Origin of the sequence: Microcystis panniformis FACHB-1757, assembly GCF_001264245.1 — a bacterium.
GTDB lineage: Bacteria > Cyanobacteriota > Cyanobacteriia > Cyanobacteriales > Microcystaceae > Microcystis > Microcystis panniformis.
In genome coordinates this window covers 905,605-927,395 of the sequence record NZ_CP011339.1, presented here as the reverse complement: position 1 = coordinate 927,395, position 21,791 = coordinate 905,605, and the positions used below count along the sequence as shown (strand labels likewise).

At 41.2% G+C, this 21,791-nt stretch carries 18 protein-coding genes and 1 pseudogene; 9 read left to right on the top strand and 10 right to left on the bottom strand.

Going from position 1 to position 21,791, the window contains the following annotated elements; translation table 11 throughout:
• Window positions 1-35 precede the first annotated feature (35 nt).
• Complete coding sequence (gene pth, locus VL20_RS04530; RefSeq protein WP_052275738.1) at window positions 36-662, top strand: aminoacyl-tRNA hydrolase; 627 nt, start codon at window positions 36-38, stop codon at window positions 660-662.
• A 134-nt stretch (window positions 663-796) separates the two neighbouring features.
• Window positions 797-3,124, top strand: a complete 2,328-nt coding sequence (locus tag VL20_RS04525; protein WP_052275737.1) for a VPS10 domain-containing protein — start codon at window positions 797-799, stop codon at window positions 3,122-3,124.
• 120 nt (window positions 3,125-3,244) lie between these two features.
• Here VL20_RS04525 and fumC read toward each other — a convergent pair whose 3' ends face one another.
• Window positions 3,245-4,648, bottom strand: a complete 1,404-nt coding sequence (gene fumC, locus VL20_RS04520) for a class II fumarate hydratase (protein WP_052278381.1) — start codon at window positions 4,646-4,648, stop codon at window positions 3,245-3,247.
• Between the two features lie 242 nt (window positions 4,649-4,890).
• Between fumC and VL20_RS04515 the strand changes: the two genes are divergently transcribed.
• A complete protein-coding gene (locus tag VL20_RS04515; RefSeq protein WP_052275736.1) occupies window positions 4,891-5,178 on the top strand; it encodes a YggT family protein in 288 nt (95 codons plus the stop codon).
• Window positions 5,179-5,182: 4 nt separating this feature from the next.
• Here the strand turns inward: VL20_RS04515 and gshA are convergent, their stop codons facing one another.
• From gshA to VL20_RS04470, 8 genes are all read right to left on the bottom strand, one after another.
• Window positions 5,183-6,337, bottom strand: a complete 1,155-nt coding sequence (gene gshA / locus VL20_RS04510) for a glutamate--cysteine ligase (RefSeq protein ID WP_052275735.1) — start codon at window positions 6,335-6,337, stop codon at window positions 5,183-5,185.
• A gap of 39 nt (window positions 6,338-6,376) precedes the next feature.
• Window positions 6,377-6,769 carry a pre-16S rRNA-processing nuclease YqgF gene (locus tag VL20_RS04505; RefSeq protein ID WP_052275734.1) on the bottom strand — a complete coding sequence of 131 codons (393 nt, stop codon included), beginning with the start codon at window positions 6,767-6,769 and terminating at the stop codon, window positions 6,377-6,379.
• A gap of 312 nt (window positions 6,770-7,081) precedes the next feature.
• Window positions 7,082-7,321, bottom strand: coding sequence for a hypothetical protein (locus VL20_RS04495; protein WP_052275732.1), 240 nt, complete (start codon window positions 7,319-7,321; stop codon window positions 7,082-7,084).
• Between the two features lie 216 nt (window positions 7,322-7,537).
• Complete coding sequence (locus tag VL20_RS04490) at window positions 7,538-9,484, bottom strand: pentapeptide repeat-containing protein (RefSeq protein ID WP_052275731.1); 1,947 nt, start codon at window positions 9,482-9,484, stop codon at window positions 7,538-7,540.
• Between the two features lie 5 nt (window positions 9,485-9,489).
• Complete coding sequence (locus VL20_RS04485) at window positions 9,490-9,774, bottom strand: DUF2103 domain-containing protein (protein ID WP_052275730.1); 285 nt, start codon at window positions 9,772-9,774, stop codon at window positions 9,490-9,492.
• Between the two features lie 2 nt (window positions 9,775-9,776).
• Window positions 9,777-10,070: an ATP-dependent Clp protease adapter ClpS gene (gene clpS / locus VL20_RS04480; RefSeq protein ID WP_052275729.1), complete on the bottom strand. Its 294-nt coding sequence runs from the start codon at window positions 10,068-10,070 to the stop codon at window positions 9,777-9,779.
• 55 nt (window positions 10,071-10,125) lie between these two features.
• Window positions 10,126-11,259 carry a glycosyltransferase family 4 protein gene (locus VL20_RS04475; protein ID WP_052275728.1) on the bottom strand — a complete coding sequence of 378 codons (1,134 nt, stop codon included), beginning with the start codon at window positions 11,257-11,259 and terminating at the stop codon, window positions 10,126-10,128.
• Between the two features lie 97 nt (window positions 11,260-11,356).
• Window positions 11,357-12,019, bottom strand: a complete 663-nt coding sequence (locus tag VL20_RS04470) for a 4'-phosphopantetheinyl transferase family protein (RefSeq protein ID WP_052275727.1) — start codon at window positions 12,017-12,019, stop codon at window positions 11,357-11,359.
• Between the two features lie 110 nt (window positions 12,020-12,129).
• On the opposite strand from VL20_RS04470, the pseudogene VL20_RS04465 reads away from it, so the two are divergent.
• The 6 genes and pseudogenes from VL20_RS04465 (at window position 12,130) to VL20_RS04440 (ending at window position 18,924) form a co-directional block, all read left to right on the top strand.
• Window positions 12,130-13,070, top strand: a pseudogene (locus VL20_RS04465) (serine hydrolase).
• Window positions 13,071-13,436: 366 nt separating this feature from the next.
• A complete protein-coding gene (locus VL20_RS04460; protein WP_052275726.1) occupies window positions 13,437-14,786 on the top strand; it encodes an AAA family ATPase in 1,350 nt (449 codons plus the stop codon).
• Window positions 14,787-15,479, top strand: coding sequence for a hypothetical protein (locus VL20_RS30990; RefSeq protein WP_052275725.1), 693 nt, complete (start codon window positions 14,787-14,789; stop codon window positions 15,477-15,479). It begins immediately after the preceding gene.
• Window positions 15,480-15,757: 278 nt separating this feature from the next.
• Complete coding sequence (locus VL20_RS04450) at window positions 15,758-16,456, top strand: Uma2 family endonuclease (protein ID WP_170863863.1); 699 nt, start codon at window positions 15,758-15,760, stop codon at window positions 16,454-16,456.
• A 221-nt stretch (window positions 16,457-16,677) separates the two neighbouring features.
• Entirely contained in the window at window positions 16,678-17,370 is a 693-nt protein-coding gene (locus VL20_RS04445) for a Uma2 family endonuclease (protein WP_170863862.1), read from the top strand.
• A gap of 129 nt (window positions 17,371-17,499) precedes the next feature.
• Window positions 17,500-18,924 (top strand): FAD-binding domain-containing protein, encoded by a 1,425-nt coding sequence (locus tag VL20_RS04440; protein WP_052275724.1) that lies wholly within the window; start codon window positions 17,500-17,502, stop codon window positions 18,922-18,924.
• 6 nt (window positions 18,925-18,930) lie between these two features.
• Here VL20_RS04440 and VL20_RS04435 read toward each other — a convergent pair whose 3' ends face one another.
• Window positions 18,931-21,576: an efflux RND transporter permease subunit gene (locus VL20_RS04435; protein ID WP_052275723.1), complete on the bottom strand. Its 2,646-nt coding sequence runs from the start codon at window positions 21,574-21,576 to the stop codon at window positions 18,931-18,933.
• Window positions 21,577-21,791 lie beyond the last annotated feature (215 nt).

The window sequence follows — 21,791 nt, the reverse complement described above, 5'->3', positions numbered from 1 at the left end:
GAATCGGGTCCTGGTTAAAAACCCGATTTCTCCATATGAATTCCGATAAAACCCCTAATTTAATCATTCCTCAGCTAATTATCGGTTTGGGTAATCCCGAACCCAAATATGATCGCACCCGTCATAATATCGGTTTTGAAGCTGTGGACTCATTAGCGCGGGATTGGGGGCTATCTTGGCAGGAAAACAAGCGATTTCAAGGTTTTATCGCCGAGGGTGACGGTCCTCTCCCGGGCAAAATTCGTCTCTTGAAACCCCAAACCTATATGAATCGCTCCGGGCAATCGGTGCGATCGGTGCTTGACTGGTATAAACTAGCTCCAGAGTCGATTTTAGTTATTTACGATGATATGGATCTGCCCCTAGGCCGGTTGAGAATCCGTCTATCGGGATCGGCGGGCGGACACAACGGTATTAAATCGATGATTGCCCACGTTGGCACGGAAAACTTCGCTCGTTTACGCATAGGAATCGGTAAATCAACCGAAAAAGCGACTATTTCCCACGTTTTAGGCCGATTCACCCCCCAAGAAAACCAAGTAATCTTGAAAGTGTTAGACTTGTCCAGAAAAGCGATCGAACTTGGTCTCAAACAAGGGTTACAAAAGGCAATGAGTCTCTACAATAATCAAAGTGTAGAGATTGGCTCTAATCTATGCTGATAGCAAATAAGCCTGATTTTAGTAATGGTTATAATCGCCATTTTTGTCTATACTCCTACAGAACCCTTGCTTAAATTTTGATCGCCCTTTGCTAGATTAGGTCAATTTTCATCCTCGATATTAGTAGTTTAAGTATGATTAATCGCCAAAGTTTGCTGAGATTCGCCCACAAGTTTAATCTCATTTTATTGATAATCGCTACAGTTTTTTGTCTTTGGGGTAATGCTGCTTTTGCCCATCGTCCCCATGATGTAATTAGTCAAGTGGAAGTTTCTCCTGATTTCCAGACAGATAATACAGTATATATCTTGGTGCGAAATAACTTTTATAAATCTAGCGACGGAGGTAGCAACTGGACAAGATTAATTCAAGGTTTAGATTATACGGGGGAATTAAGTTCCTTATCCCTATCTCCCCTCAATAAAAATATTCTCTATCTAGCTTCAAGATCCGATGGTATTTATAAAAGTGAAGATGCGGGGGAATCTTGGCAGAAAGTTAATCAGGGTTTAGAAACTAACTTTATTAACTTCGTACAAATTGCCCCTTCCGATGCCAATATAGCAGTGGCAGTGGGATTAGAAAAAGGGGTTTATTTAACCGAAGATGGCGGTAAAAATTGGTCAAATATTTTCCCCACCACGGCACTGATAACCTCTCTAGCTATTACTCCCAACAATCCAGGGCGAATTTTTTTCGGGGATGAACAGGGTAAATTATACACTTCCTCCGATGGGGGGAAAACTTGGCAGAATCTCCCCTTACCCGCTAATGTGGGGGCAGTAGATACAATTGCTTTTTCTCCTAATCTAGACAGGGATAAAACCTTTTTTGTCGGTACAAAAGAAGCAGGTATTTTTAAAACCGTTGATGATGGTAAAACCTTCCAAGCCGTTAACGAAGGAATTAAGGATAAAATCATCGAAGACATCGTTATTTCTCCCGAATATGCCCAAAACTCCACCCTTTATGCCATTACTTGGTATGACGGAATGTATGTTTCTCAGGATGGGGGCAAAAGTTGGACAAAAATGAGCGAGGGTTTAACCAAAGACAAACAAGCAGATGATTATAAAGTTCCCCATTTTATGGACTTAAAAGTCGTTGAAGATACGATGTTTTTGGGGGGATTTAATGGCTTATTTAAAACCACAGATAGGGGGAAACAATGGCAGGAAATAGAAACTTTAGCCCGGGCAACAGTTATCGCTATGGCGGTTTCTCCTAATTATGCCCAGGATGGTACTGTCGTCATTGCTAATTATGTAGGCAATATCTTCATCAGTCGGGATAAAGGGGAAACTTGGACACCAATTAATCGCGGTTTAGAGGTTTATCGACTTGGTAAAGATCCCGAAGAATCAGGACAAGATCCCCGGCGTTTCTTTGACATTGCCTTTTCTCCTAACTATGGAGAAGATAGAACTATTTTTGCTGGGTTTTTACGCAATAGATTTGCCAAATCCGATAACAGTGGTGATTTATGGAAAATTATCGAAATCGATGAAGGAGTCCGCGGTCCGAGAATAGTTCCTTCTCCAGATTTTGCCAAGGATAAAACTCTCTTTCTCACCAATCAGCAGGGGAGAATATTTCGTTCTACCGATGGAGGAAATACGGTTAAAAATATCAGTGAAGTGGGCAGAATTTTCGGTAATTATGCCCCTGCTATGGTAGCTTCCCCCGATTTTGCTAAGGATAAAACTTTGTTTGTCACGGGAACAGAGGGGATTTATCAAAGTGTTGATGGTGGACTAACTTGGAAAAATGTCAGCCAAGGAACACCCCTATCAAAAACCCCTAATGTGCAGTTGGCAATTTCTCCCAATTATCCCAGTGATGGAACTATTTTTGCTGGGACAATTTCTGGTTTGTTTGTCAGCAAAGATGGGGCTAAAAGTTGGACAAAATTAGAAAAACCAGGGTTTAATCCCAATACCTCAGTAGAAACCATTGCTATCTCTCCTGATTACGCTAATGATCGCACGGTAATGGTTAGTTTACAGGGAGATGGTTTGTTTAAATCTACCGATGGCGGGGAAACTTTTAAATCAATTGGTGATCCTAAAATACCCCTAGTGAAAATTCATAGTATCCCTTCCTCTGGTATCTCCGTCCAGTTTTCTCCTAATTACGCTCAAGATAAAACTTTATTCGGTTTTGGTGGCGCTAAAACTACAGTTTTTCGTTCCACCGATGGGGGAGAAACTTGGACAAGTGTAACTATTCCTCCTCACGCGGAAGAAAATACACCCCGCTATAAAATCGGTGAGTTTTTCTCTGGTCCCCTTGGCACAATCTTGCGCGTGGTTATCCCGATTCTCCTAGCAATCGCCGCTTATTTTCTGGTGGGTTTCTTGAAACTGGAGAAAGTTATTAATCTTCCTAAATCCTTCTTCCGCATGGCAGGGGCATTTATGGTTTTTCTCTTTGTTTTCTTCGCTATCATTAGCCAAGTTTAGCGGAAATTTTCACCGGCGGGGCTTGACAAATCCCGCCGCTTGCCTTATAATTATATATATAATGGGAATCCGTGCCTGCCTGCGACCTCTGATTTTTACGGCAGTCAACCCCTCAGAGAATTAACCATCGGCAACGTAGGGATTGACCATCTTAGCGGGGTCAACAATGCGATCAAAATCCGCTTCCTTGATGTATCCCAGTTGCAAGGCTGCCACTTTCAGGGTTAAATCCTTTTCTAGGGCATAATGAGCGACGTAGGCAGCCTTTTGGTAGCCAATCACGGGACTTAAGGCAGTCACCAGCATCAAGGATTGATTTAAAAAAGTCTCAATTTGTTTTTGATTAGCAGTCATCCCCTTAACCAAAAACTGACAGAAATTACCGCAACCATCAGTGAGCAAACGGATAGACTGCATGAGATTATGAATCAACAGCGGTTTATAGACATTCATTTCCAGATGTCCTCCGGCGCCTCCCATCGTCACCGCTAAATCATTAGCCATCACCTGCACTGCTATCATCGATAAAGCTTCGCATTGGGTGGGATTAACTTTCCCCGGCATAATTGAAGAACCCGGTTCGTTTTCCGGCAGCTGTAATTCTCCTAATCCACAACGGGGACCACAGCTAAGTAAACGGATATCATTAGCAATTTTATACAGGGAACTAGCGATAGTTTTCAGTCCCCCACTCAAGAAAACGAGAGCATCGTGGGAACCTTGCACGGTAAACTTATTAGGAGCGGTAATAAAGGGTAATTTGGTCAGATTAGCGATTTCGGCAGCCACATCTCGATCAAAATCCGGGGGAGCATTAATTCCCGTACCCACTGCTGTTCCTCCCAAGGATAAACGATAGACTTTTTCTAGACATTTTTCTAGCCAATCGCTGCCATCATCCAATAAACCCACATAACCGGAGAACTCTTGTCCGAGGGTTAAAGGAGTGGCATCCTGTAGGTGAGTCCGACCAATTTTAACTATATTTGCCCATAATTGCGCCTTTTCATCGAGACTATTCCGTAATAGTTGCAGACTGGGAATTAATTTTTCCTTGACTGCCAAGGCAACGGCAATATACATGGCCGAGGGAAAGGAATCATTAGTCGATTGGGACATATTAACATGATCGTTGGGATCGACGGGAGTTTTGCTACCCAGAGGATTCCCCGTTAGTTGACTGCAACGATTGGAGATGACTTCGTTGATGTTCATGTTAAATTGAGTGCCACTTCCCGTCATCCAAACGTAGAGGGGAAAGTTATCTGCGTGTTGTCCGGCTAAAATTTCATCGCAGACTTGACAGATAAGATTTTTTCTCTCCTGACTGAGACGATTTTTTTGCTGATTGACAATTGCACAGGCTTTTTTGAGAATGGCATAGGACGCGATCATCTCCCGGGGCATGAGATTATCACCGATACTAAAGTATTGTAGGGATCTTTGGGTCTGCGCTCCCCAAAGTTTATCGGCAGGTACGGGAATTTCTCCCATGCTGTCTTTCTCGATGCGAAATTCTGTCATCTTTAAGTTACTTCTGCATCTGGCCTGAAAAGAGAGGGTCTCCAGGGCGAGACGGATTCCCATTATAAGAAAAGTATAAGTCAAGTCTAGCTAGTTTGTCAAGCCCTATTGGAACTTTTTATTGGCGGCATTTTTACCCGGAAGGTTGGCAAGAATAACTGGCAGGGTGCTGGAGTGATTATGAGACAAAAACTGTTATATTTTAGGGAAGATAATCAGTAAAAAAGACGGGATTGGAGACTATGGACACAGCGATCGCATTAAGTTGGACATTGGGAATTATCTTAGGGTTGATGACCCTTTTGTTTATCTTACGGATCGTGCTGACTTGGAATCCACAGGTAGATTTAAATAGCTTTCCCTTTAATATTATTGCCTGGCCAACGGAACCTTTTTTAATCCTCGTGCGTCGACTCATCCCACCGTTGGGAGGAGTTGATATTTCTCCAATTATTTGGGTGGGAATTTGTACGCTGCTGCGGGAAATTCTTCTCGGTCAACAGGGTTTAATTACCATGGCCTTAAAATAATTATTTAAGCGACTAGAATATGCTGACATAATTTATGTTCTAACTCTCGTTCCTGTTTTTCTAGGGTAATAATCGCCTGTTTGATAATACTTTTAACATCCATACCCTGGTCGTATTGTTTTAACCATTGTTGTGCAGTGTTACCTTCGCGGAGGATTTTTTGTAGGGGAGAGAGAAAACAACTAAAACCCCTTGCTTTAGCGATCGGATAAACTTGAACATAGAGGTCTTTAATCCAATCCCTAGCCAAGATTTCCCGGCCATCGTACCAATGTCTCAGGGTGGCATCAAGACTAAAACGCGCGGCAGCCTGTTCGTTTTCTTGGGTTAAAGTTAATAAATCCTCGCTGCGATTGCTGCTGGGTAATTGACTTAAAATTAAGGGGTCTAATTGGGGAGCTTGTAAAAGTTGAGTTAAACGGGCCTCTAAAAAAGCCATAACTGCTAATAAACTAATAGGATCAGCAATCAGGTCACAAATTCGCAATTCTAGACGATTGAGATTATAGGGACGATTGCTACCGTTAGGACGTACCGACACCCAGAGATGACGAACATTCTGCATGGTACCGAGTTTTAATTGTTCCTCGGTCCAGGTGACAAAATGTTTATGACTTTCAAAGAGGGGAACATCAGCGGGAGTTTGGGGGAAAACTTGCCAACGACGGGAATGGGAACCGGTGATTTTACCATCGAGAAAAGGAGAGGAAGCGCTTAAAGCCAAGTATAAAGGAGCTTCTAGGCGAATTAAGCGACAGGCACGCATTAAATCCTCATAATCGCTAATACCGACGTTAATATGAATACTGGCCGTGACCACATTAGTGCCGTAGGTCTGTTCAATATAGTCATGATAGGGATTGTGGGGGTCACTGCGATAAAAATGTTGACTATCGCCCAAGGAGAGGGTACTGCCAGGGATGAGGGTATAATCGCCTAAACGACGCAAATATCGCCGTAGAGCGAGACGAGGTTTTAAAGTAGCGCATAAAAGACGGTCATAGTTAGTCATGGGAGCCGTAGTATATTCTACGTTACGACTATCTGGTTCTCGGACAAAACCATCTAAATCCTTGACAATGCGATCGGATAAACCGATAATTTCTCCGGCTGCTGTTCCGGTGTACATTTCCACTTCAAAACCTTTACTTAGGAGCATCGTCAATTCACCCTGCTGTGTCTATTTTGTAGTTTGACATTATTTGGACTGTAAATGACGTTCGATCAGTAGAATCGCTACTATATCATCAATGGGGCGATCGGGAAGACGCATCCCCTGGGGGATGAGTTTCTGTAATCCTTTGGGGGGAAACATTTGCCAATAGCGATCGCGCGCTTCTAGGGTACTATTGCGTTCATCCACTAGAGTAATTGGGATGGTGACACGAGCGGCAATTTTTTGGTGCCAACTTTTTGAGGTGGTTTGGTTCCCCATCACCAATAATTCGATCGGATACTGTTGACAGAGACTGGCTAAACGCTCGATCGCTTGTGACGATGCTATCACCTCATGGGTATAAATTTTCCCTGTCGATGACCTGACCGCGATTCCACATTTATCCTTACCCGGATCAAAACCGAGAATACACATAGTTTTTATCTCCTGCAGCAGTGGTCGGTTTTATTAAATCACTAAATTAGGGTCTTGGGTTTTGGGGTTTTAGCAGGGTAAGCGCATCTTAACAATCCTTGACAAAATTAACTTTATGAAAGCAATTTCAGAAGTAATTGGTATAATTTGACAGTAATAAAGAACTGCTGAAACCAAGTGTTAATTCTGGCCTTTGGTTTTGAGGTTAAACCATAGTAAATTGCTTCGAGGGTGATGACACTTAAGGCAATCGATGATTGTAGCAGGCCAGCATTAGGTTGGGGACGTGCTAACTCGCTGATCATGTTAGTATCAGCCAGGAAGGTCATTTAAGCTTTCTGCAAATGGATTAGAACGATCTTGGCGAGGAGGAACTTCTATAGTATAGTTTTCTTCAGCACAAATTTGTCGCAATTCTGCTAAAGCTTGGGCTAGGTTATCAAAATCTGTTTGAGTTTCATGGGCAGCTAATTTTTTCTCTAAGAGCAATCTTTCTTCTTCAGAAAGGGATTGGATAATTTGGACGAGAGATTCAATCAATTTGGCATTCATGTTTTTTTCCTCTTTAGTAAGATTATCAAGATTCTAATTCGATTCCTCAAACAGTGATAGAAAATCACGGCGAACACTCACTAAGCTGTCAAGCATTTAAATTACGAACAGCTTAACCTTCCGTAGGTATCACGGTTCAAAGTAAGGGTCATTTTTCCACTCATATTTCGGCTCCTCAAAACGAAAAGATAACTGCTGTATTTCAATTCTTACAGTTTATTTTAAATAAATCAAGAGATTTAACCCCGGAATCGTGCGGGAGAGAGTCCAGATAAGGAGAGTGATATAAAAGATGCCGATACCCCATTGATACCAAACTAAAAAGGAAATGATAGCGGGTAATTCTTGATCGCGAACTCGCCAATCATTAAAGCCTAATTTTAGCAAATTATTGAGACTTAAATCGTAATAATTTAACCAATTCCAACGCTTTTGCCAAGGAATAGGAGTATAACGATCGCGAAAAAGGGGAAATTCGGGAACTACGGGTAAACGGGTGATTAATAAGCGTAATTGTCGCATACTGCCATCTTGCAGGAAATAGGAACTATCCATTAAATCGTGATAGCGTCCCCGACGATAAAGTTCGATAATTAAAATTAGGGGTAAGGGGACAAGAATTAGGGCAATAGCTGTTAAAGTTAGTAGGGGACGACTGGCAGATTGCAGGATATTAAACACACCGGAAAGGGTGAGAATAATATAGCTAGTTACCATACAAAAGATTTCATAACGACTAGGAATTACCGGTTTAGGAGTGAGACGACGCACGCGATCAATTAACCAAAATAAACAGCCAAAATAGGCAAAAATTATGATTCCTGTACCGAAAACTAAACTAAAATTTGTACCATCTTGACTTAAGAGTAATAGTAAAGCAAGGAAAGAAGTATGCAGAAAATCAGCTACCCAAGTGAGGTTAATTAGGCGAATAATTGAGATATTATTTAGTTTTTGTTTTAACTGTTGAACTCGCAATTTTTCAGTTTTGTATTCAATTTGATTAGCATCGGCAATTTGTTCTAGGGAGCGAAAATTACGAACTAAATTTCTTAAAACTGTTTCATTTCCTGCTAGGTTTGGTAAATAAATTGCTTGACCAATTACTCCTCTATCTCCTAGAATTTTCGCTTTATCGGAATCAAAAGCTAATCCTGATACAGTCAAGTAACTATTTTTAGTAAAAGTGGAATTACTAAAATCTACCTGATCTAAAAGTTTCACGTCTTGAAAACTAACCACACCATTAAAATAACTAGACCGGAAAGCACCCGATTTTTCAAAAGTGGCATTTCTAAATGTTAATAAACTTAAAAATCTACTCTTAGAAAATAGCGGACGATCTCGCCATTGACTTTGGGAAAAATTAGCTTCTTTTTGCCAGAAAGTACGGGTAAAATCTGCGAGTTTATCGTATTTGGTTTGATCAAAATAAGCTTCGGCAGTAAAATGACTGCCATGGAAGTTAGTAATACTTTTAAAATGGGCCGCGCGAAAGATGGCTTTATTTAAAAATTGACTTTGACTAAAATTTACATCTCCCATAAAAGTGGCTTTGCTAAATTTTGCCACCCTAGCAAAACGGGATTCTAACCAATTACTTTCACGACTAAATTTTGCTGCCATTGCTTCGACAATTTGCAGAAAAAAAGTCTTAGAAAAGTCCACTTCTCCCATAAATACGGTTCCCTGCAACTTCACCGGTCCGCGAAATACTGTGACATTAAAAACCGGTTCATCGCTATCGAATAAAAAATTTTCGTCCTGTTGTAATAACTGTTCTTCCGTGGGTGATAATAAGGTAGCGAGAGCCACTTTTGTTAAAGGAGTTGGTAAACCGAGACGAGAAGCGATAAAATTGCCTTGAATTAAGGAATTACTAAAATCTAAACCTAGGGGTTGTTTAGCGCGATTAATTTGACCTTGAATCTGTTGATAAAATTGTTCTTGTAGTTCTTTATTTTCATCGCGGATATCGATAACTAAATTGGCTAAATCGATGGTAGTCATCCCTTCTTTAAGGACGGGTGCGCTTAAACGTTCCTGCAATAAAGTTACTGTTAAGGGAACTCTATCCACTACTGCCAAACTAGGGAGAGAATGTAAACAGAAAAACAGAAAAAAAATAATTAGTAACCAGCAGCCTTTCAACAACGCACCCACGACAGTTATTTTCCTAAACAAGCTTGGATAGCCATCTCTAAGTCCTCTTGGTTGAAATCGGTGATAACAAAGACTTCTTGAACACTTTTTCCTGTCCTCGCAATCAGCTTAAAACCACCACGAATCGGCACTGATATCCGCAATTGTAACCGCGGACAATGACCTTTTGAGCGAGAAAGTACCCCCGGGGTGACAGTGGTGATTCCTTGATAGGTAATTAACTTTTCTAATACCGCAATCAACCCCGGAATATGAGTAGAATGATTCCAAACTAAGCGACCATTATTCATAATTATGCGGCCTCTAGAGGAGCCATAGTTAATCCTTCCCGTCGCAATTGTTGGTGATAAAGTTCCGCTTGTTCTTGGGGACCTGTCCAGACAATTGCTTGTCCTTGGTAGTGAACTTGATTAGTTAATTCCCAAGCTCGATCGGTAGTCATATCCGGGATATATTTAATTAAACAATTGGCCACATGATCGAAGGTGTTAAGGTCATCGTTGAGAACAATAACTTTATAGTTGGGATAAGTCTTTTTGACCACTTGAGTGGACTTATCTAAGGTGGTACTAGGTGCGCTGGCCATAAAAGTTACAATAGGTCAAGGTTTTTGCGGTTAAATTCGAGCATTTTGACAACAATTAAGCGGCAAAAGCCACAGAATTATTCTTCAAAACTTGGTGATAGTAATTTAATAACTGTTTGGTGGCCGCTTGCCATGCCCATTTTTCCGCTTCTAGGCGCGCATTTCGTCGTAATTCCTCTCTTTCTGCCTTGGCGGTTAGTAATCTTTGGGTGGCACTAATTAAACCTTTTTCATCCCTAGGATCGAAGAGATGACCATTAACTCCATCGGTGACAATATCGGGAATTCCCCCCGAATTTGCCGCCACCACCGGACAACCGGCAGCCATGGATTCTAAAAGTACCAAACCGAGGGTTTCTGTGCGTGAGGGAAAAAGAAAAGCATCTGCGGAAGCAAAAGCGGAGGCTAATTCTAACCCCTGTAAATAACCGACAAAATGGGTATTTGTGTCGGCAAAATGACTTGTTAAAGCTTCCCGATGGGGACCATCTCCCACAATGGCAAATCTTGCTTGGGGAATCGCTTCTAATACTGGTTTAATGCGATCAATTTCTTTTTCGGCCGACACTCGACCAACATATAATAAGAGAGGACTATCGGGGTTATTTTGGGATAATTTCAGTCTCATAGCTGGGGATTTTAAATGAGGTTGAAATAATTCCGTATCAACTCCCCTTTGCCAAAGCTCGACCTTTTCAATGCCACGACTAGATAATTCTTGTACCATAGCAGTGGAAGTGCAGAGATTTAAACTTGCTTGATTGTGGGCCAATTTTAATAATTCCCAGAGTAATCCTTCTAGGGAACCTAATCCATAGTGTTGTAGGTATTGGGGGAGATGGGTATGATAGGAAGCGACGAGGGGAATGTTCATAGTTTTGGCAAAATAAATGCCTCCCACCCCTAAAATAGCCGGGTTAACCACATGAATAATATCAGGTTTGAACCTCTCTAAAGCTTGACCGACTGAAGGCCGGGGGAAAGCCATTTTTAATTCCGGATATAGGGGTAAGGGAATCCCTGTAACTCCATGAATCTTAGCACCTTTGTACTCTTTTAAACCGCCATCGGGAGAGAAAACTAATACCTGATGACCTAATCTTTGTAGGTGTTCTACGGTATGTTTAAGACGGGTGACAATGCCATCGATTTTCGGTAAGAAAGTTTCTGTAAAAAGAGCAATTCGCATAGAGAAAGCAAGATTAAGTAATAGTTAAGGGCAAGCTTTTTTCGAGATAGCTAGGAATAATTACTGAATTTCTCAAGGCAATTAACTCCCCAATTAATCATAGATCAGAAAGGCCAAAGGTTTTAATCACTCGATCGCTACCTTCGATAACCACCGTCGCTCGATAATTATCGCCGATTGCCGCTGTCCATAATTGCCATTCCCCCGCCACATTGTCTAATTTTAAGGGGTTGAGGCCCACTTCCACTTGATCGAGTCCCCCGCTAATTCCCGTTCCCACTGCCTTTAAATAAGCCTCTTTTGCCGTCCATAACTGAAAAAATAGCTTTTCCTTCTCTGCGGACTTTTCAACAAGCTCATGTTCCTTAGCACAAAAAAACCTTTTTGTCAAGCTATCTAGATCTTTCATCTGGCGCATTTTCTCTAAATCTACCCCGATGCGAGCGGTTAAAGTCAAGCCACAGATGGCCATCTCCTCGGAATGGGAGAGATTAAACTGCAATTGGTAGTTAATACTCGGTTTTCCCCGTTCACTGTAGATAAACTCGATTTTTTCGGGACTTATCGCCAAATATGACCCTAAAATCTCCCGTAAACATCCCCTAGCCACCAAAAAACGCCGCTTGTGTTGGGGAAAATGGTAACGATTAGCTCTAATTATTTCATCTTCCGAGAGCAAAGAAGCCAGTTTTTCTCGTCTATCCCCAGAGGGATCGAGACTGATAAAATAGAGATGAACCTCATCGGTAGATATAAACATTAAACTCAGAAGCGATCAAATAATTAATTATCGGTAAATTTTACCTTAAAATGAGAATTGCCGACTCAAGAATTTATCCACCTTCTAACTCTTGACTTTGCAGCACACCTATGAACTTTTTTCATACTGAAGACCACCTCCAACAGTTCGGTACAGATATTTTAGAAACAACTTGGCGAGAATTTACCCAATTAGCTCAAGAACAAATTGCCCTAACTTGGATAGTATATGATCCTCCTGTTATCGTCAACACGGGGGGAGCAATTTCTCACGAAGAATTCTGGAAATATTCCCCCGCGGATTTAGCTATCGCGGACAAGAAAGAACCTATCCCGCTAGTTTAGTTAAATTATTTTATCTAGTAGCGATTCATGAGTGGTTAGAGGGGGGGATGATTGCCGAAAGCAGCGAATTAAATCGCGCCATTCGTGACATGATTGTTGACTCTAGTAATGATGCTACCAGTTTAGTTGTAGATCTGGTCACGGGAACCACTAGCGGTCCAGAAATTTCCGCCGGTCCCTTTGAAACTTGGAAGCAACAACGCAACATAGTTAATCGTTATTTTCAATCCTTAAATTGGCCAGAATTAGCGACAATTAACGTTAATCAAAAAACTTGGTCTGATGGTCCCTATGGACGTGAACGCGCTTTTTTAGGGGAATTAATGGAGAATCGCAATATGTTAACTAGCAATGCAGTGGCGCGTTTAATTCATACTATTGTTGGGGGGATTGCGGTTTCTTCCCAACGTTCCCAGATGATGATGTCTTTACTAAAACGTAGTCTTAATCCTGCTGATTGGACAAGTCAAGGAGATGATACACAAATCTTAGGATTTTTGGGACAAGGATTACCAGAAAATAGTCAAATTTGGTCAAAAGCTGGTTGGACAAGTCAAGTACGTCACGATGCAGCCTATATTGAAATTCCCCATCATACTCCCTATCTATTGGTGGTATTTACCGAGGGAAAAGATAACAGTCAAAATCGCTCAATTTTACCTTTTATCTCCCAGAAAGTAGCCGAGAAAATTATGCAGTTCAATTAATTTAACCTGTGGGTAGGATGGTTTTCTCTGTCATTGTCAAAAGTGTTAGATAAACATCCTACTGTCATGAACCCGTAAATTGACTGATATTCATCTCAATATATAGCTTTTCTGGGATAGATGGGGTTTGTTCTTGCATCTGAAATACTCGATTAAGTAGGTGGGTGGAATTAAATATAAGATGAACGTAGGTTGGGTTGAAGCATGAAACCCAACGTCCGCTCATGTTACGCTACCGCTAACCCATCCTACCAATAATTGTGCCTCCCCACTTAAGTAAGGATTCAGTCTGTGCTTCACCTTGACGAGAAGGGCTGTCATCATTTAAACTAACAATAAGTTGTTCTTAAGTATTTACTCAAATGTGTGACTTTCAATCCTCGCCATTGTCATAACGAAAGGGAAGTGGAGAGTAAATTAATTGTCCAGTATTTACTACCCAAACTAGGCTACAATCCCGAACATTGGTATCAACAAGTTAGCTTTGGTAAAGTCCGCTTAGATTTCCTTGTTTATGCTCAAAAACCTATCAATAAAAAGCAGTTTTTACCCTCTCACTGTCTAATTATTGAGGCTAAAAACCCCAGAGAAAAGCTCATCAATCATCGTCACCGCTTAGGTTATTATCTCAACTACTTTAAAGTGCGGTGGGGATTATTAACCAATGGTTATGAGATTCAACTTTATCAAAGAAAACCCGATAAAATTTATTTAGTTTTTAGATGTTCTGGGTCAGAAATTGCCGCTCACTTAGAACAGTTAAAATCTCTGATTGGCTACGAAACTTTATCCCTGGGTATTCCAGCGCTTAATTCTCCAATAATCAACCACAGAACCCCCATGAAAACCATCGCAATTTATCATCATAAAGGTGGTGTTGGTAAAACCACCGTCGCTACCAATCTAGCGGCAGCCTTGAGTAAAAAAGGCAAGCGAGTTTTATTAATTGATATTGATGCTCAAGCTAATAGTACCTTTGCCGTTGGTTTAATTAAGTTTCAATTCGATGATGACGATGATTTAAAAGATAAAAATGTCTTTCATTTGCTCAATGATGGAGACATAACTTTTGTGCCAACTGTTGTCAGAAAATCTCAGGGATTTAATCATCCAGAAATTGATGTAATTCCCGCTCATATTAGCTTAATTGAAAAACAAACTACCCTAACCAGATACGGAACCTCTAACACAAGATTATCTAAAAAATTAGATAAAGTTAGAGATGATTATGACTTTGTTATTATTGACACACCGCCATCCTTAGATTTTTATGCTCAAGCTGGTTTAATTGCTTCCGACTATCTGATTATTCCATCAGATCTTAAACCATTTTCTAATCAAGGTTTAAATAGTGTAAAAAGTTTTATCAAGGAAGCAATTAACGAAAGTCGTGAAAATTTAGGTAAAGAACCCCTAAAAATTTTAGGCGTTTTACCTTCCAAAATTTCCACCCATGCTCAATACTTAAGATTTAATTTTCCCAGACAAAAACAAGTGATTCCAGACAAATATGGTTTACCTTTGATGGAATCGACTATCTCGGAAAGAATGCCTTTATCTCGCTGTATAAATCAATACGTTACTGTAGGAGATTTAGAAATTCCTGCCCCCCAATCTATAATGGATTATGCCGAACATCAAGCTGATGCAGGAGTGTCAGCAGCAGAATTTGAAGCCTTAGCACTGGAAGTTTTAGCTAAAATAGGAGTTAAATAAATGTGGAAATTTTTACGAATTGATTTAGATAATATCAGTTCTTCTGAAGCTCTCTCAAGCTTCGAGCAAAATAAATTGGAAAACCTAGCTAATCTTATTATTGATATGGGAGGAATAGTCTGTCCAATTACTTTAAAACAAACAGGATTTGAACAGTACGAAATTCTTAATGGTAATTTAGAATACTATGCTTCTAGAATAGCCAGAGAAAGAAATTCTAGTATTGAGACTATTAGTTCTATCGTAATAAATCATGAATACGAAGATAATGCCAAGCAACAAATCCAATTACTTCGCCCTGAACTAAATGCTCCAAAGCCAGATATTGACAACCATCCAGATATTGAGAAGTGTTTGAGTGAATTCAGATTAAGCATAACAAATGAATTACAGGCTATGCGAGAAGAAATCAAAAGACTGGAAGAAAAAATTATTATTTCTCCTCCTCCTGCTTCTCCTCCTGCTTCTCCTCCTCCTTCTCCTTCTCCTTCTCCTCCTTCTAAATCGATTTTAGAGCTTTTGAATAGCTGTGATGCTAATCAACTTAAAAAAGCGGGAATAAATAGAACAGTTACTGCAAATTTTCTAAAGGAGAAGCCCTTTATTTCTCTTAATGATATCACTGATCGAGTAGATAAAATGGGGGTAGCAACTCTGAGCAAACTTGTCGATTATTTGCTGACTTCTAATTGATTTTTGTGGGTGTGTTGAGCTACTTTAACACACCCTACCGATGGATGTTATAATAATGGAAGATCAGTAAAAAAGCCTGATCCGATAGCGGGCAAAGATTAACTAAGTAGGTAGGTGTTAAAAATTGTCAGACACCCCCCTTATCAAGGGGGGCAGGGGGGATCCCCCCGCCTATCGGCACCCCCCTTAATAAGGGGGGCAGGGGGGATCAAGGGCAAAATCTATCTTCTATTTAATTAGAAACACTTACCTAGAAGACGGGTGAAAAGAGAAAACTTATGACAACTACCCCAGTAATAGCTGCTTCTTTAACAATTCCTCCCCTAGAAAACGGCGATAAATTAACTCGATGGGAATTTGAACGACGTTATCAAGGGATGCCCCATCTCAAAAAAGCGGAATTAATTGAAGGAATTGTTTATATGGCATCTCCCCTCAGATTTGAAAGTCACGCCGAGCCTCATGCTAATATTATCGGATGGTTAGCTCTTTATAAAGCGGCGACTCCAGGTGTTAGATTGGGTGATAATGCCACCGTGAGATTAGATATTGATAACGAACCCCAACCGGATGCCCTATTAAGAATTGACAAGGGAGGACAATCGACAATTAGTCAAGATGATTATGTAGAAGGAGCGCCGGAATTAATTGTCGAAATTGCTGCTTCTAGTGCTTCCTACGATGTTCATCAAAAATTAAATGTTTACCGTCGCAATCAAGTCCAAGAATACCTAGTCTGGCGGTTTTATGAACAAGAAATTGATTGGTTTCTGCTACAGACAGGAGAATATATTAAACTAGAACCCGATAGTGATGGCATAATACGCTCCCAAATCTTCCCCGGTTTATGGCTAGATAAAAACGCTTTATTAATGGGTGACTTAGGAAAAGTTTTAGTGATTTTGCAGCGGGGGTTAGAAACAGCAGAACATCGAGATTTTGTTAATAAATTAACTAGCGATCGCTCTCAAGTTTAAAAATTAGATAATTATTTTTTCTCAAGTGTTTTATAATGTGGGAGAAAAAACTTTGCTCAAATTAATGGATTATTTATTGACTTCTAACTGATTTTTGTGGGTGTGTTGAGCTACTTTAACACACCCTACCGATGGGTGTTATAATAATGGAAGATCAGGAAAAAAACCTGATCCGATAGCGGGCAAAGATTAACTAGAAGACGGGTGAAAAGAGAAAAATTATGATAATTACCCCAATAATAGCTGCTTCTTTAACAATTCCTCCCCTAGAAAACGGCGATAAATTAACTCGATGGGAATTTGAACGACGTTATCAAGCAATGCCCCATCTCAAAAAAGCGGAACTAATTGAAGGAATCGTTTATATGGCATCTCCCTTGAGAATTACCCAACATGGTGAACCCCACGCAAACATTATGTTATGGTTGGGTTTTTATAAAGCTTTTACCCCCTATCTGCAATTAGGGGATAATTGCACCGTGAGATTAGATATTGATAACGAACCCCAACCAGATGCCCTATTAAGAATTGACAAGGGAGGACAATCGACAATTAGTCAAGATGATTATGTAGAAGGCGCGCCGGAATTAATTGTCGAAATTGCTGCTTCTAGTGCTTCCTACGATGTTCATCAAAAATTAAATGTTTACCGTCGCAATCAAGTCCAAGAATACCTAGTCTGGCGGTTTTATGAACAAGAATTTGATTGGTTTCTGCTACAGACAGGAGAATATATTAAACTAGAACCCGATAGTGATGGCATAATACGCTCCCAAATCTTCCCCGGTTTATGGCTAGATAAAAACGCTTTATTAATGGGTGACTTAGGAAAAGTTTTAGTGATTTTGCAGCGGGGGTTAGAAACAGCAGAACATCGAGATTTTGTCAATAAACTAACTGCCAATCACAGCTAGATTTTCAAATTAGACAATTATTCTTGATCCACTGTCCTATAATGACAGAAAGAGTATTTATGACTTGAATTTGTTCTTAACTGTACCCCAATAATCTCGCCCCTGATAATCTTCTCATCACCTTACTTTATGTCAAACCTAATCCTTTTCTGGCATCGTCGCGATTTACGTCTCTCGGATAATATTGGACTGAGTAAAGCTAGGGAGCGCAGTCCGAAAATTATCGGGGTTTTCTGCCTCGATCCTGCTATTTTAGAAGGGGATGATATTGCCCCTGCTAGAGTTGCCTATCTCCTCGGTTGTCTAGAGGAATTAGAAAAAAATTATCGCCAAAAAGGTAGTCAATTACTGATTATTCGCGGCAACCCCAGCCAAACACTGGTCAATTTAGCCAGCGATTTATCGGCAAAAGCAGTTTTTTTTAACCTCGATATCGAACCCTACGCGCGTCAACGGGATCAACAGGTAATCGCCGCTTTACAAACAAAAGGAATTGAAGTAGAAACCTTCTGGGATCAACTTCTCCATGCCCCCGGACAAGTCCTCACCCTCTCAAAAAGTCCCTACACCGTGTATACTCCTTTTTGGAAAAATTGGAGCCAATTAGCCAAAGCCAGCCCCAAAACCTTAGAAAACCTGCAAGGATTAGACGAAAATGAGGGGGACAAACTCACAGAAACTATTAACTTACCAACCCTAGAAAATTTAGGTTTTACTTGGCAAAACCCCTTACCCCTCACCCCCGGAGAAAAGGCCGCCCATAGCAGATTAGAAGAATTTTGTCAAGGGGTTATTAACAATTATCAAGAAGATCGTAACTTCCCCGCTTTTGATGGGACCTCGCGCTTGAGTGCCGCTTTAAAATTTGGCGCAATTGGCATCCGCACAATTTGGACGGCAACCCTAGAGTTATTAGAAAATTGCCGCGCCGAGGAAGCAAAAGATAGTATTATCACTTGGCAGCAAGAGTTAGCTTGGCGGGAATTTTACCAGCATTGTCTCTATTTTTTCCCAGAATTGGCTGAGGGTGCTTATAGAAAAGAATTTCGTCATTTTCCTTGGCAGGATAATGACGAACATTTTCAAGCTTGGTGTCAGGGAAAAACCGGCTATCCGATCGTTGACGCGGCCATGGGACAATTGAATGAAACGGGATGGATGCACAATCGTTGTCGCATGATCGTGGCCAGTTTTTTAACCAAAGATTTAATTATTAACTGGCAAAAAGGCGAAAAATACTTCATGCAGAAACTTTTTGATGGCGATTTAGCCGCTAATAATGGTGGTTGGCAGTGGAGTGCCTCTAGTGGCATGGATCCGAAACCTTTAAGAATTTTTAATCCCGCTAGTCAGACACAAAAATTCGATCCGGAAGGGGAATATATTCGTCAATGGTTGCCGGAATTAGCTTCCGTAGATACGGAATATTTAGTAACCGGGAAAATCCCCCGTTTAGAAAGACATCGTTGTGGTTATCCTGAGCCAATTGTCGATCATAATCAACAACAAAAAGAGTTCAAACGACTCTATAGTAATCAGAAGCCAAAACGGTAAAATTGGCTACTTTTGACCGGCTTTAATCTGGTTCCAAACATCCTCTAAACTTAGATATAACACAGGCACAACAATTAAACTCAACAGGGAAGAAGTGACTAAACCTCCCACAATTACCATCGCCATGGGTTGCCGCAATTCCGCACCGGTACCCAATCCCAAAGCGAGCGGAATCATACCTAAAATTGTCGAACAAGTGGTCATTAAAATCGGTCTTAACCTAATCATTCCCGTTTCTAAAACCGCTTCCTCCCGACTCCAACCCTGTTGACGCAATTGGTTAGTATAGTCCAGCAATAACACAGCGTTTTTATCCAGTAATCCCAAGAGGAAGATAAACCCGATCAAAGAAATCATACTAAACTCACTACCCGTTACCAATAACCCCAACATTGCCCCCACAATCGCTAAAGGTAAACATAAAGCGATGACGATAGTTTCTAGCAGTCTTCTGAATAATAACCATAAAACTCCTAACATTAAAATTGTCGCCAGGATTAAAGTGCGACCAAAACTGCCCAAAACATCGCTACTTTGAGAAGAAGTACCCCAACGCTGTAAAGTTATCCCTTCCGGTAAAGGAATCCCTTCAATTTTAATGGCCGCATCTTCTAAGCCTAAATCCGGACTGAGATTAGCACTGAGAAAAATCGCCTGTTGACCATTTAAACGCTCGATCGCCAAAAAATCCCCCCGCTCATTTAATCTAGATGATAGGGAAATATCCTTTAAACCGGCGATTTTAGCGGACTCAACCCGCAATTTCTCGGCACTATCGCGCAATAGTGGCAAATTATCGCTTTTAATCGCAATTTGGATCGGCTTTTCCGCTTCCGTCTGCACAAAAGGAATGTCCTCGACACTGACATTCACCCCTCTAATTGGCGGTAAAATTTGCCGAATCCGTTGCTGCACGGCACTGGTGTGAGATTTACGATCGCTCTTCAGTGTAACGTGAATTTTGCCACGATTCGGCTCACCGCGTAAACCGGCGATCAGAAAAGTAGATTCCACTTCCCCATCCTGCAAAATCGGCGCTTCTAATTTGCTGCCATCGCGGATAGTGCGACGCAAAAGAAAACTTTCGGGAGAACTCGCTAACTGGGAAATCCAAGCGAAACTATCGCTATAACTCTTAGCCGTCGGTTTATTAGGGCTAATTTGCGTTATTTTCGGCAAAGGAGAAGTATAAACCAGATTAAACTCGCCGCGATCGAGTCGGGGAATAAATCCCCTAGAAATAAAAGGAATCAGGGCAATACCCGCCAAAAAGGTAATTAGGGCAATAGCAATGACCAGCAAACGATGACGCAATGACCAGTTTAAGAGCCTTCGATAGGCGTTCTCAATCGGTCGCTTTTGTTTCATCATTTTTGCCCGTGACTGCGGTTTCAGCCAATATACTGCCAAAACTGGCGATAAAGTTCGGGCGATCAACAGGGAAAAAATCACCGCAGCCGAGACGGTTAAACCGAAGGGTTGGAAAAACTGCCCCACCGCACCCCCCATAAAAGCCACGGGTATAAACACGGCAACAATGGTTAAAGTGGAGGCGGTGACAGCTAATCCGATCTCCCTTGTCCCCTTGAGTGCCGCATTTTTCGGGGTTTCCCCCGCATCGATTAAACGGGAAATATTTTCTACATCCACGATCGCATCATCCACGACAATGCCGATCACCAAAGCGAGAGCCAGCAGCGTCAGGGTTTCCAGATTAAACCCATAGATTGCCATGATAATGAAAGTCCCCAAAAGAGATAGGGGGATAACCAGAGCAGAAATGATTGTAGCGGCGAAACTGCCTAAAAATATCAATATAACCAGCACCGACAGCAAAACTGCCAAAAGTAAATCATCGATCGTGCCTTGTAGGGCAGCGCGAATATATTCCGTTTGGGTTTCAGCTAAAATTATCTTGACATCGGGCAGTTTTTGTGCTATGTCTTTAACCCGTTTTTCTGCCTGAGCGACCAGATCGAGACTATTAGCGGCACCTTTTTTGATTACCTGCACAGCGATCGCTTCTTGACCATTAAAGCGCACCAGTGTGGGTAATGGTCGGGTTAAGCTTTTATGGGGATTATCTTCCCTAACTGTACCTTGACCGAGTAAATTAACTTTAGCCGTATCAGGGAGAGCTTTTAAGGGCGGAATTAAATTATCTTGGGCGATTTGGCTTAATTCTTCTAGGGTTTTCTGCTCACTCACCAGCGCATAGGTGACTGTTGCCGACTCATTTAAATCAACGGGGATAACTTCTGTGGTAGCTTGAGGGGGTAAAGGGACTTGCGAGATAGCCTGTTTAACTGCTGCGGTGGCCTTGTCTAAATTTGTGCCAATTTTAAAGAAAATGCTGATTATTGACTGTCCGGAGGAAGTAGTCGAGGAAATATCACGACAACCGGGGAGAGAGAAAAGGGGCTTTTCTAGGGGTTTAGTTAATTGCTGTTCCGTGGTGATAGCAGTAGCTAAATCCGCTTGAGCGTTAATTATTACGACTGGAAAGCTGATATCGGGGAAAAGAGCGTATTTTAGGGAACTAAAAGCCAAAATTCCCGCCACGGCCACCGCTAACCAGAAACCAATGGTTAACCTCGGGGCATTAATCGCTATTCGAGAGATATTCAGACGTTCTCGCCACGATTCTTTCATCTTTGTTGAATAAGTGGGGTGTCGGGTGTGGGGTGTAGGGTGTGGGGTATGGGGTGTAGGGTAGCAATTCTCATTTTAAGGTTTCATGACATTAAAACCCTTGCACCTAGAGGGGTTAATAATTCTTAACGAATCTCTAGATCGCTGAAACAACGCAAAATCGTTTCAAAATGAGAATAGCTGGGTGTAGGGTGTGGGGTGTGGGGTGTGGGGTG

What these genes read in the sequence shown, in the direction of transcription:
- VL20_RS30990 (WP_052275725.1), top strand. Translation starts at nt 14,787, where the DNA reads ATGTGGAAATTTTTACGAATTGATTTAGATAATATCAGTTCTTCTGAA.
- clpS (WP_052275729.1), bottom strand. Translation starts at nt 10,070, where the DNA reads ATGGCCAGCGCACCTAGTACCACCTTAGATAAGTCCACTCAAGTGGTC.
- VL20_RS04440 (WP_052275724.1), top strand. Translation starts at nt 17,500, where the DNA reads ATGTCAAACCTAATCCTTTTCTGGCATCGTCGCGATTTACGTCTCTCG.
- VL20_RS04450 (WP_170863863.1), top strand. Translation starts at nt 15,758, where the DNA reads ATGACAACTACCCCAGTAATAGCTGCTTCTTTAACAATTCCTCCCCTA.
- VL20_RS04525 (WP_052275737.1), top strand. Translation starts at nt 797, where the DNA reads ATGATTAATCGCCAAAGTTTGCTGAGATTCGCCCACAAGTTTAATCTC.
- VL20_RS04475 (WP_052275728.1), bottom strand. Translation starts at nt 11,259, where the DNA reads ATGCGAATTGCTCTTTTTACAGAAACTTTCTTACCGAAAATCGATGGC.
- VL20_RS04485 (WP_052275730.1), bottom strand. Translation starts at nt 9,774, where the DNA reads ATGAATAATGGTCGCTTAGTTTGGAATCATTCTACTCATATTCCGGGG.
- VL20_RS04445 (WP_170863862.1), top strand. Translation starts at nt 16,678, where the DNA reads ATGATAATTACCCCAATAATAGCTGCTTCTTTAACAATTCCTCCCCTA.
- gshA (WP_052275735.1), bottom strand. Translation starts at nt 6,337, where the DNA reads ATGCTCCTAAGTAAAGGTTTTGAAGTGGAAATGTACACCGGAACAGCA.
- VL20_RS04470 (WP_052275727.1), bottom strand. Translation starts at nt 12,019, where the DNA reads ATGTTTATATCTACCGATGAGGTTCATCTCTATTTTATCAGTCTCGAT.
- fumC (WP_052278381.1), bottom strand. Translation starts at nt 4,648, where the DNA reads ATGACAGAATTTCGCATCGAGAAAGACAGCATGGGAGAAATTCCCGTA.
- VL20_RS04505 (WP_052275734.1), bottom strand. Translation starts at nt 6,769, where the DNA reads ATGTGTATTCTCGGTTTTGATCCGGGTAAGGATAAATGTGGAATCGCG.
- VL20_RS04435 (WP_052275723.1), bottom strand. Translation starts at nt 21,576, where the DNA reads ATGAAAGAATCGTGGCGAGAACGTCTGAATATCTCTCGAATAGCGATT.
- pth (WP_052275738.1), top strand. Translation starts at nt 36, where the DNA reads ATGAATTCCGATAAAACCCCTAATTTAATCATTCCTCAGCTAATTATC.
- VL20_RS04515 (WP_052275736.1), top strand. Translation starts at nt 4,891, where the DNA reads ATGGACACAGCGATCGCATTAAGTTGGACATTGGGAATTATCTTAGGG.
- VL20_RS04495 (WP_052275732.1), bottom strand. Translation starts at nt 7,321, where the DNA reads ATGAATGCCAAATTGATTGAATCTCTCGTCCAAATTATCCAATCCCTT.